The following is an 11,277-nucleotide window of genomic DNA, read 5'->3' on the forward strand; positions in this document are numbered from 1 at the left end:
AAAAATACAAAAAGAGTAGGGGGCTGGTTTCTTGACAGGGAAAAGGGGAATAGCACAGTGGGGCGCGACTCACCACGAACAGAGGCTTTTGTATGAAAAACATTCCTTCCATCAAATCGCTTGCGACCGGCTCGGTGCTGATAGCGGTATTACTGGGGGCGATATACACCTATCCGCGGTGGATCATCGCAGAACTTGGCGAGTCCAGTCCTTGGACAAGCTACTTGTACCAGTACGGCTTCGGGCTGATATTTTTCCTTGTTGGGATTTATGTGATCCTGAAGTCGGGAGCCTGCCAAGTTGGTCGCGGTCGCGACTCATTCTGGCTGGGGGTGCTGTTTGTCGGGTTTATCTTTTTTGCCACGGCGCACGCCCTGTGGATCGTGGCATCCTTGAACATTCCTTACCTGGGGGGCCAATAAATGGAACAGGGATTCGGCATCGACCTTCCAGTATCGGCCGCGGTGATCATTGGCGTGATCATTGTCGGGTATTTCATATTGATCACGGCCTTCGGAACATATTTTTCTCGTTTCAGCCGTGACATCAACGACTTCTTTTTCAGTGGCCAGCGTTTTGCCTGGTGGCTGGCGGCGGCGAGCATGGTGGCAACCGGGATTGGCAGCTACAGCTATTTGAAGTATTCGGAGCAGGGTTTCCGGACTGGAATGAGCAGTGCGATGACCTACACCAATGACTGGTTCATTGTGCCATTCTTCATGTTCGGCTGGTTACCGATTATCTATTTTGCGCGGGTGCGCTCCATACCGGAGTATTTTGAGCGGCGTTTCAACCGGACGGCGCGCTACATTGCGGTGTGCATCATCATGTCGTACATGTTTTTCTACATCGGCTACAACCTGTTCACGATCGGGGTGGCCCTTGAAGGGATGTTCGGGTTGCCGATTCTGTACACGGTGCCGGTGGTGGCCTTTTTCCTGGGGGCCTATGTGACCTTTGGCGGGCAGACCGCGGTGATTTTCACGGATCTCTTCCAAGGCATCATGCTGTACCTTGCCGGGGGAATTGCCATTGCGGCGGGGATTGCCGCACTGGGCGGATTTGGGGAATGGTGGAGCTTCCTTCCGGAGACTCACCGGCTCCCCTTTGTGCATTTAACGGATAATCCGAAATTCAACACTTCCGGACTATTCTGGGGGGAAGCGCTTGCGGGAAGCATTGCCTTCACCTTCATGAACCAGGGCTTCATCATGCGCTATCTTGCCATCAAGAGCGTGAATGAAGGCCGCAAGGCGGCATTGTTCAATGTGGTCATCACGCTGCCGGTTTCCGCCATTATTGTGGGTGCGGTTGGCTGGATCGCCAAGTCGCTGATCGTGAAGCAGGCCGTCGAGGGTGGGGCGCTTGAGGGGATCAACGAGATCCATATTGAGAACACTTTCCACACCTTCATCATCGTGACATGGGAGACCCTGCAGCAGAATTCATGGCTCTTCGGGTTTGTCGTGGCGGCACTCACCGCCGCTCTCATGTCGACCATCGATACCCTGATCAACGCCTGTGCGGCCATTGGAATTTATGATATCTACAAGCCGCTCATCAAGCCGGATGCAGATGACAAGCATTACCTCAAGGCTGCCCGCTGGGCTTCGGTCATTGCGACGATGGTCGGGGTCCTTCTTGTGATCTGGTTTGCCCAGCAGAGGGGAAGCCTGATGCAGATCCACTACAAGGGTGTGATGGTCATCATCCCCTCGATTGTGACGACGATTTTCCTCGGGGCATTCTGGCGGCGCTTCACTGCCCCGGCCGCGTGCATTTCGATGCTTGTTGGAAGTGTGTTAACGCTTGTCACCAACTGGTTCCCGGAGTGGATTGACCCGCTTTCCCGTTTTGTTTCCGGTCCGGACAACGATGTCTACATCTACATGCGTGCCCTTTTTGGCATGGTGGTCACTGGCTCACTCGGCGTGGTGATCTCCTTTTTCACGCAACCTCGTCGGAGTGAGGACATCGTGGGCCTCACAGTGGATACGCTGGATGAGGGAATGGCACTCTACAAAGGCGGTACGCCCAATCATGAAGTCGGTGAAAAAGTCCGCCGGCTGCCTGTGGTGGCGGACCGGGTTATTCCTGAGGGATTGATCTCGCTTTCCCCGACCGTGATGGACCGGCTCAAGGCGAAAGAGGGAGACATGGTCTACATCGAGGATAGCCGATGGTTTATGGGCGGGCTTCGCTCTGAACACGTGAAGGCGGGGCCTCCGCATGAGCGTGGTGACGATACTGTCCTGATTTCACCAGCGACTTTCGAGCAAGCCTATCTAATTGAAGGACGAACGGCGACCCTCGAGAAGATCTTTTAAGAATACGTGCCGGCTCTATCAGTGGAAGAGTCGGACAAGCATGGCATAGACAATCATCCCGAGGAGGATTAGCCCGAGTCCGAAGAAGCCGTATCCAAAGGATTTGGCGATCTTCTTCCAGCGATCCCATTCATCCCGGACGCGGTGCTCGTCGAGGCGGCCTTCCGCGATCAGGCGATTGTACCAGCGTCTGCGCTCATGAAGCATCTCCGCCTTGGAAATACGGCCAGAGAAGATGACTGTATCCATGGGGAGCTTCTCGAGCCGGAAGTGAGTATTGAAAAAATGGAATGTGAAGATGAATCCAGCGGCGAGGAGGGCTTCATCCGAGTGGACAATGAGGGCAATGTTGATTGCCCAACCGGGAAGGAATTCAGAGAAGAAGAGTGGGAACCACATGACCAACCCTGAAACCCCGATGATAGCCACACCCCAGAAGACAGCGAGGTAATCGAATTTCTCCCAGTAGGTCCACCGGTCGAACTGCGGCTTCTCGCCTTTGCCGAAGAACCACTTCTGGTGGGCGATAAAGTCCCGCCAGTCCTGGACGCTGGGCAGCATGGAGTCCGGGCCGAAGGCGATGGTGATGAGGCGATTGAAGCTGAACTTGCCGGTCTCCGGATCTTTCACGGAATTCCTTCCCTTGATCATCGCAACAAACCGGTCAAAGAGGTGCAGTCCGAAGTAGAGGAAGGTGATGATGGCCCCGAAGTGGTGGAGCGAGCGGGCGACATCCACACCGCCCATCAGGTTAAAGAGGAATTGCGCCCAGTCGGTGTAGTAGAACTTCAATGGCATTCCCGTGAGCACCAGAAGGAGGAAGCTGGTGACGACCAGGAAGTGCAGGAAGCGCTCAAAAGGAACAAAACGGGTAAACCATTCATCGCCCTTCTGGACATGAATCTTCGTTTCATGAAATGTTTTGGAGTCGTTGAGGTAGAGGTAAAGGGAACGGAAGAGCCAGAAGAAGGTATGGATGCCAAAAAGAATGAAGACGCTGATGAGCAGGGTCGTCATGAAAATGAAGGCGTAATACAGCATCGGGTAATTTTCCTTGTCCCGGTGGTCGGCATGGGGAATGTACTCGGCGAACTTGGCGTTGGCGCCCTCGTGACAATTCGCACAGGTTCCGACAATGTTGGCTTCGGAGAGCCACGACTTTGGATCTTCCGCGGGCCTGATATCGTGGTGGCCGTGGCAATCATAGCAGGCAGCCACTTCTGGAGCCCCATTGCTTTCTCCGAGGACAAGAGCCTTCCCGTGGTAAGTTTCATGGTAGTTTTCCAGTCGGTCAGCATGGCAGGCACCGCATTTCTCATCGCTGCTCGCCTTGAAGTGTGCGGAAGAAGGGATTTCAATGTCGTGGGCGGTGTGACAGTCGTTGCAGACGGCAACCATCTTGCCTCTATCGTCGAGGTGCTGGCCGTGGACACTCTGGGCATATTCTTCAGCAATGCCGACATGGCATTTACCACAGGTTGCGTCGATATTGGTGTGGTGCACCATCGATTGCTCATTGTTGGCTGGTTTTATGTCATGCACGCCGTGACAGTCATTACAGGAAGGGGCCACAACCAGACCATATTTCATGAGCGCCTTGCCGTGGATACTCTCCTGGTAGTGGCTGCTGGTCTCGGGAAAGCGCATGCGGTATTCAGCCGTCAATCCGGGGTTGTCATGACATTTGGCGCAGGTTCTGGCCAGGTTGAGCTTGAAGACGGGTGAGGCGAGATCGCTCACCGGAACAATGCCGTGCCCACCGTGACAGTCGCTGCAGGTTGCGGTATCCAGGTTCCCCATCGCCCCCAGTGCTCCATGGATGCTTTGCTGGAATTCCTCCTGAATATCATCATGGCAATCTGCGCAGTTTGCCGGTTTGAGCTTTTCTGCGTGCGGGACTTCCTCGATGTCACTGTGGCAGTCGATGCAGTCCCAGTCGCCATGGACAGAATTGGCGAGTATCCCCGTATCCACATGGAGTGATACTTCCTTCCCGTCGATCATCTCGGTCCAGCCGGGATCATCATGGCAATCAAGGCAGCTTTCGTTACTCAATTCCTCTTGTCCGCTTGCGATGAAGGGAATTAAGGCGAGGAGGAGTACGGCAGGGATATTCTTCGGTTTGAACATTTCAGTGAGGATTTGCGGTCTGTTCTCGATGTGGTTTTTTAGGACTCCAAAATTTAAGGACTGTCCCTATGCGGATTTCCGTGCTCGTTCATATTAAATTATTTAACTATATGCAAGTTATAGTTAAGCTAAACTTATCAATTTGGTGGACTTTCCCTTTGCCTTTGTTGGCGTGGCCGCTTCCCTTTGTAGTATAAGAATATGAAGGTTGTCGTACTGGATGGAGTGACCCTGAACCCGGGAGATTTGGACTGGGGCGGGCTGGAGGCGCTTGGCGAGGTCACGGTTTATGATCGTAGCGCAGCGGAAGAAGTCATGGATCGGGCGCGTGGGGCGGATGTGCTGTTGACCAATAAAACGCTTCTACCGAGGGAAGTGATCGAGGCATTGCCGGATTTGAAGTACATTGGTGTCCTGGCAACCGGATGCAATGTGGTCGATCTTGAGGCTGCTTCAGCGCGCGGGATACCGGTCTGCAACGCGGCGGGGTACAGTTCACCCTCGGTGGCCCAGATGGTCTTTGCCTACATTCTCCATTTTGCGAACCGGGTGGCCGACCATAGTGCTGGCGTGATGAAAGGCAAATGGGCCGCCAGCAAGGATTTCTCGTACTGTGACCATCCACAAACCGAATTGGCAGGGCGCGTTCTCGGCATTGTCGGTCTGGGGGACATCGGCAAGCGGGTGGCAACAATCGCGCATGCATTCGGGATGGAGGTCATTGCCTTCACCCGGAATCCGGACCGTCCGGCACCGGAGGGTGTTCGCTGGGTGGATATGAAAAGGCTGTATGCGGAAAGTGATTACATCAGTTTGCATTGCCCGCTCACGGCGCAAACCGAGAAGATGATCAACCGGGAGAGCCTTTCCATAATGAAGGCGAGTGCGATCCTGATCAATACGGGCCGTGGCCCCTTGATTGACGAGGCGGCGGTTGCCGAGGCCTTGAATTCGGGCAAATTGGGCGGGGCCGCCGTGGATGTTCTCAAGGAGGAACCACCGCGCTACCCGAGCCCGCTCTTCACGGCCAGAAATTGCCTAATTACGCCCCATATTGCTTGGGCGACGCGTTCCGCCCGGCAGCGCCTGATGGACATCACGGTCGAAAATTTACGGTCATTCAAGAGTGGCACCATCGTTAGCCGGGTAAATCCATAGGGGTACCGGCATATTCCTTGCGGGAGACTGTCGGACACGGGTACAATCCAGCTCTTTGAATGAGAATCCGTCTGGTCAGTCTAGTTGTATTTGGGGTACTGATCCTGGTCGGAGCTTTTCTATTGCTCAGTCCTCTCTGGCTTCCCGTGGCGGGAGCTTCTTTCGCAAAGCGCCATGGAATTGAATGGAAGACTGCGCAGGCGGACGGATATTCCACAATCACGCTTGCCGATCTGCGATACAAGGGTGGGGCAATCGAGGCGGAGCTGGACCTTCTCAAGGTGCCCCAGCCGTTTCCGTGGTTGAAGGGGCTTTTTGTCAGTGGACGTCCTGCTTTGATGACTGCCGGCAACTTGAAACTGCTGATCGGTCAGTCAGATGCCGGAAAGGGCTCTTCCGTTTCATTACTTGATCAGATAATGGAAACGGAGCGCGTATTGAAGAAACTTCTTCCGTATGTACCGGCTATCGAAATGGAATCGGCTAATCTCCGCATTGAAGCCAGCGGAATTGAGACGACCCTTCGGGAGCTGCGTTTGAAGGATGATGCATTCGCGGCGACAAGTTCCCCTGTTGATCTGCTACCCGCCATGACGCTTCGGTTATTCCTGGCTGAAGGTCGCACATACATGGCCGCGAGGAATGCATTGGATGGAGATGAATTCCTCCTGCGGGCCTTTTTGAAAAGTGGAGGAGGGTCTCCGGAATTCCTGGTCAATGCGAGGGCGGGCCTTGGGGAACTCATCGGACCAACCGAAAAGGAAAGCCGCCTGATCCTCAAACTGGCAGGCGGGCCGGAAAGTTTCTCCCTCCAGGAATTCCAGATCCGCTCAAGCTGGCTCGTGGGAGACCTTTCCAATCCGGTCAACTTCAACTATGCCTCGAAAACCTTTGCGGGCTCTGCCGAATTGGAGCTTGTGGCCGACCTTGGCATGCAGGGGTGGATCCCGTCTTCAGGAATCATCAAGGCCCGGGTGACTGTCCTTCCCCCCGGATTGGAGGAAACGGATTTACGTTTCTCACTCAACGGTAAGAAACTCGTCTTTCAGGATATTCCGATTGCTGAACTATTATGCACGGGCTCATTGGACTATCCTGTCCTGTATGTATCCAATTCACGACTACGCCTTGATGAAGACAGCACGCTCTCAATTGAGGGAAACGGCAATATTGACAAGCGGGAACTGGACGGAAGAGCGTCCTTCGCGCTGTCCCCGGCCTGGCTGGAGAGACTCAGCTTGCCTGTCTTGGTCAATGAACCTGTCTCAGGCGGGTTTGAATTTTCCGGACCATTACCCTCGCCGAGACATTCCGGCTGGCTGGATTCGCTCGCCTTGACGGTTGAGGGTATGCCCGCGTTGACGACCCACTTCACATGGCAAGGAACAGGGCTTGAATCCGTTTCGCTGGAAGGGCAATTGGAGAGTGGCAAAGGCGGACAGTTGGAACTCGGTCTTCGCGTGGAAAAGCCGGAGGAGGGAGACCGCATTGCCGTGTTTCTCGACAAGGCAACCCTTGGGCATTCGGATTTTCCCGCCTACATTCTTCAATCGCCAGTTTCCGCGTATTTCAGGATGGGAGAGCAGACCGTTTTGGATTCAATCGGGCCGGTTGAGTTGAAGAGTCCCAAAGGGCGGCTGGCTGGTCATTATAATCTGGATACAATGACAGGATCAATTTCGGGGGACCATCTTGACCTGAATGTTTTTGAGGCATGGACGCTCAAGGAATTCCCGCCACTCATTATCGACGGATTTGAATTCTCTGTGGAAACGGTTTCTCCTCACCTCCAGGCATCCTTCGATCTTTCTCTTCGCGGGACAGATGCCCTTGTGGACGATCTGAGCCTGCATGGTGTCGGGCACATCGACGCGTCAGGGCTCGAGTTGTCACTGCTTGAGGGGTTGGTCGGCGGTACACGGTTTTGTTCGGGCCGCGGGAGGATTCCCCTGTTGATTCATCCCGCAGGGAATGGCGGTTCCGGCTCCTACAGCCTGATCCGTGATGGTGCTCTTGCCGGAAACTTGACGGCCGAGATCTCCGGGGACCTCTTGGATGACTTTCCGCAGATCCCTTTTCTGGATTTATTCCAAGGCTCACGACTCGACCTCGGGCTCGGCGGGACAATCGAGTCTCCTGATGCCGCCCTTGAAATGACCCTCCAGAGACTGGACGTCCTCGGAATGGTGAGTGACAAACTTGATGGTTTGGTTTTTGAGAACGTCGAGCTTGCCCTGACTTTGAATCCCCAACTACTTGAAATCCAGACCTTGCAGGCAACGATAAATAATGGGCGTGTCGACATTGGAGGGTCTGTGCCCACTGAGTATGTGCAGGAGCAATTGGAGGCGGGCCGGTTTGATTGGCGCATGCTGCTGGAGAGGGCAGTCCTTGTTGCCTCACTCAAGGACTTCCGGGCTGCTGAATTTCCAAGTTACTTGCCAGCCTATTTGCGCCCAAAGGGTGTCTTGGGTGGATCCATTGAATTAGGACAAGGTCTGGCGTTTTCCGGTAATCTTGAATTAACCGGATTTGGCCTGCGCCCAACCTTGTACTCGCAGCCCGTCGAGCAGATTCAGTTGGGCCTCAGGATTGATAATACGATACTCCACATCAATCAGGCTTCGGCCATGCTGGGAGACAGCCTTGTCAATCTGGCCGGCCATATTGATTTTAATGATTTTGTAGATCCGCTTTACTCGATCCGGTTGACGGGAAAGCGAGTCCCTCTTCTTCGAACGACTGATCTCCTTCTGTTATCCGATCTGGATTTGAAATTGGAGCAGCATGACGCCAAGACCCCGGCGATTCTTTCCGGGGACATGCATTTGCGGGATGGAGTGCTTCTGATGGATATCGATCCATTGGGTGCACGAACTTCGGGAAAGGGCCTGCCAAAACCGCCATTTTTCAGCATAACGACAAATCCCTTTGCCGGGTGGAACCTTGATGTGTCTCTTTCCGGGGAGAATGCAGTGCGTTTCAAGAGCCAGTTCATGAATGCGCTCCTCTCGGTGAGGGCTGATTTGAGCGGCACTCTCGAGAATCCGGTCTGGGTGGGCGAAGTCAGAACGACGGAGGGCAGGATTGCCTTTCCGGGAACCAATCTTACGGTCTCGCATGGTGAGTTTTACATCACCCGTGAACAGCAGGACACAATCCAGCTCAATGTGAACACGATCGGCCAGACCGCGTCTTATGTCATTTCGATGCGGATTGGAGGAAATGTGGAGGACCCGCAGGTTTCCTTTGCCTCAACTCCGGCCCTGTCGAATGCGCAGATATTCCAGCTGCTGGCCACGGGAAGTCTCGACCGGTCGGGAGTGGGCTCATTCGGAATGTACCTCGGGCGGGGAATGTTTGCTCCTGGAGGAGGCAGGGAGGGCTTGCTCGACCGGATCTCAGTTGAGGTCGGGAGGGATATTTCCGAATCCGGACTCAACACGATTGATGTATTTTATGACTTGAGCGACCGGTTCCGGCTACATGGGCAATACGACAAGTACGATGCCCAGAATCTTGACCTTGAGTGGGAGGTGTTTTCAAAATGAAGCGTATCCGCTGGATCAAGTGGGTTTTGACGGGTGTGCTTCTTTCCCTTCCGGTAGCCGCCCTTGCCCAGTCCAATGTTGAGGTGACGGGCTTGGGCTTTCTGAAAAACCTGGAAGTCGACAAGCGCCTCGCATTTCTCAGCGGGTTGGAGGAATCTGAGAGGAAGGAGCTTGATTTGGTGGAAATCGAGGACCTCGCTTACATCCTCATCCAGTTGTTGAGAAAAGAAGGCTTTGCTGACCCGCAGGTGACCGGGACAGTGGGGCTCGCGGATGATAGTGAAGTCGAATTGGTTTGGGAACTTCCATTCACTTCCAAGGTCGAGCAGCTTGATTTGCAGGTTCGGCCGACCTTTGTTCGTTTCAAATGCCGCCCGGGTCGCCTCAATTATTATGAGTCGGTTCGCGTAACGGGCGTACAGGCCATTGATGCGGATACCCTTCAGAGTTTTTTCATTCCCAAAGGGGTCCTCTTCACCCGCCGCAAGGACCGGGCCTTCACAATGGGCAATCTTGATTCGCGGTTGGGGAGGCTGCTCTCTGCCCTGCGCAGTAAGGGCTTCGCCTTGGCCCGGGTGGTGAATAAGGAAGTACAGGTAAACGAGCTGAGCGGAGCGGTTTCCGTGGTCATTGAAGTCGATGAAGGACCGGTACATCAAGTGGGAAAAATCACTCTCGTCGTGAAGGGGCATGACGAGTCAATGCCGTCACCAAGGCCAGCGGAAAGGACAGGTGCGGTCTTGAACACGCTTTTGATTCGTGAAGAGCGGCAGGTGTTCCTGAATGAGTTTTTCCATCGCGGCTATCCCGATGCGACTATCCGCTTGGAGAAGCAAAGCGGAGAAGTTGACGATTCTGGCCGGATCAAAGTGGACCTTGAATTTGTTTTGGATCCCGGACCTCAGGTCAAACTGGAGCGGCTCGTTTTCGAACCGGAAGGGCTTCTTCATCATTCCGTCTTGAAACGGCAGACTCGCCTCAAGCCTGGACAGGATTATGATCTGCTCGAAGTCGAGGAAGGCCGGCGCCGGTTGCTTTCGCTGGGCGTTTTCAAGGATGTCTCGGTTGAGCACAGGGAACTGGAAAGCGGGCAGAGACAAGCGGTGTACACGTTCCATCCATCACCCCGGAAAACCCTGCGGATGCAATTAGGCTATGGCAGTTACGAACTTGGAAGGATTGGAGTCCGGTGGGATCACCTGAATCTGTGGGGGCGAGCCCATCGTTATGAAATCCACCTGAAGCAGAGTTTTAAATCCACCAACTTCAATGGCACTTATGTTGTTCCGAGCTTCTTCAGTTCGCGAGTGACTGCCTATGCGCGGGCCGAGTACGAGTTTCGCGAGGAGATCAGTTTTGATCGTACAGGCTCAAGTCTGGTCTTCGGAATATCCAAGAAATTGCAGTTTCCGGGTGCAGAGATTTCCCTTGAGTACGGTATTGAAAAACAAGATACAACGCGCGGATCCGAAGATGAATTCGAGTCATTGGACCAGGCAAGGGTAGCCAGCCTTTCCCTCAGGGCGATATTGGATCGTCGTGACAGCGTTCTTTATCCGACGGAAGGGTTTGATTTAAGCTCCTCCATCAAGATCGCTTCTGATTATCTTGGCGGGGACACGAATTTCCAGAAGATGGAGTTCAGCTCGAGCTACCACAAGTACCTGGGCAGCTCACTGTATCTTCACGTGGGCATGCGGTACGGCATCATCTTCAGTGAGTCCCCGTCTTCAACGAGCCTTCCCTTTACGGAACGGTTTTTCCCGGGCGGAGAAAATTCAGTCCGTGGGTATAAGCGTGGAGAGGCGACGTCTGTCACCGCCCAAGGGGATTCCATCGGTTCGGAGGCCTTTGCATTGGCCAACATCGAGCTTGAACAACGCATTTTCCGCAATTTCTCGGTGGTTGTCTTCTGGGATGGAATTGGACTGGAGGAGACTGTCGGGGGATTTCCAGATGAAGAATTTCTTCAATCCGCGGGAATCGGTCTTCGCTGGCGGACTGCAGTCGGTCCAGTGCGCTTGGAATATGGACACAATCTGGACCCGCGAAGATACGATCCTGACGGTTCCGTGCACCTTTCGGTCGGGTTCCCGTTTTAGGAAGAGCGG

Annotated in this window: 6 protein-coding genes; 5 read left to right on the top strand and 1 reads right to left on the bottom strand. The window is 54.1% G+C overall.

Annotated elements, in window-relative coordinates; genetic code table 11:
• Positions 1-92 precede the first annotated feature (92 nt).
• Together G0Q06_RS10455 and G0Q06_RS10460 are read left to right on the top strand one after the other, a co-directional pair.
• Positions 93-422, top strand: a complete 330-nt coding sequence (locus G0Q06_RS10455) for a hypothetical protein (RefSeq protein ID WP_163965492.1) — start codon at positions 93-95, stop codon at positions 420-422.
• Positions 423-2,327, top strand: a complete 1,905-nt coding sequence (locus tag G0Q06_RS10460; protein WP_163965495.1) for a sodium:solute symporter family transporter — start codon at positions 423-425, stop codon at positions 2,325-2,327. It abuts the gene before it with no gap.
• Between the two features lie 18 nt (positions 2,328-2,345).
• Here G0Q06_RS10460 and G0Q06_RS10465 read toward each other — a convergent pair whose 3' ends face one another.
• Entirely contained in the window at positions 2,346-4,457 is a 2,112-nt protein-coding gene (locus G0Q06_RS10465; RefSeq protein WP_163965498.1) for a cytochrome c3 family protein, read from the bottom strand.
• Between the two features lie 201 nt (positions 4,458-4,658).
• Here G0Q06_RS10465 and G0Q06_RS10470 point away from each other — a divergent pair, with 201 nt between their 5' ends.
• Genes G0Q06_RS10470 through G0Q06_RS10480 form a run of 3 tightly spaced genes read left to right on the top strand, consistent with a single transcriptional unit; the run spans position 4,659 to position 11,268 of the window.
• The gene (locus G0Q06_RS10470) at positions 4,659-5,615 is read left to right on the top strand and encodes a D-2-hydroxyacid dehydrogenase (protein WP_163965503.1); all 957 of its coding nucleotides are present in this window, start codon (positions 4,659-4,661) and stop codon (positions 5,613-5,615) included.
• A gap of 59 nt (positions 5,616-5,674) precedes the next feature.
• Positions 5,675-9,166, top strand: coding sequence for a translocation/assembly module TamB domain-containing protein (locus G0Q06_RS10475; RefSeq protein WP_163965506.1), 3,492 nt, complete (start codon positions 5,675-5,677; stop codon positions 9,164-9,166).
• Positions 9,163-11,268, top strand: coding sequence for a BamA/OMP85 family outer membrane protein (locus G0Q06_RS10480; RefSeq protein WP_163965508.1), 2,106 nt, complete (start codon positions 9,163-9,165; stop codon positions 11,266-11,268). The genes G0Q06_RS10475 and G0Q06_RS10480 overlap by 4 nt, the downstream gene beginning before the upstream one ends.
• The last annotated feature ends 9 nt before the right edge of the window (positions 11,269-11,277 follow it).

The sequence above is a fragment of the Oceanipulchritudo coccoides genome (genome assembly GCF_010500615.1).
Taxonomy (GTDB): domain Bacteria; phylum Verrucomicrobiota; class Verrucomicrobiia; order Opitutales; family Oceanipulchritudinaceae; genus Oceanipulchritudo; species Oceanipulchritudo coccoides.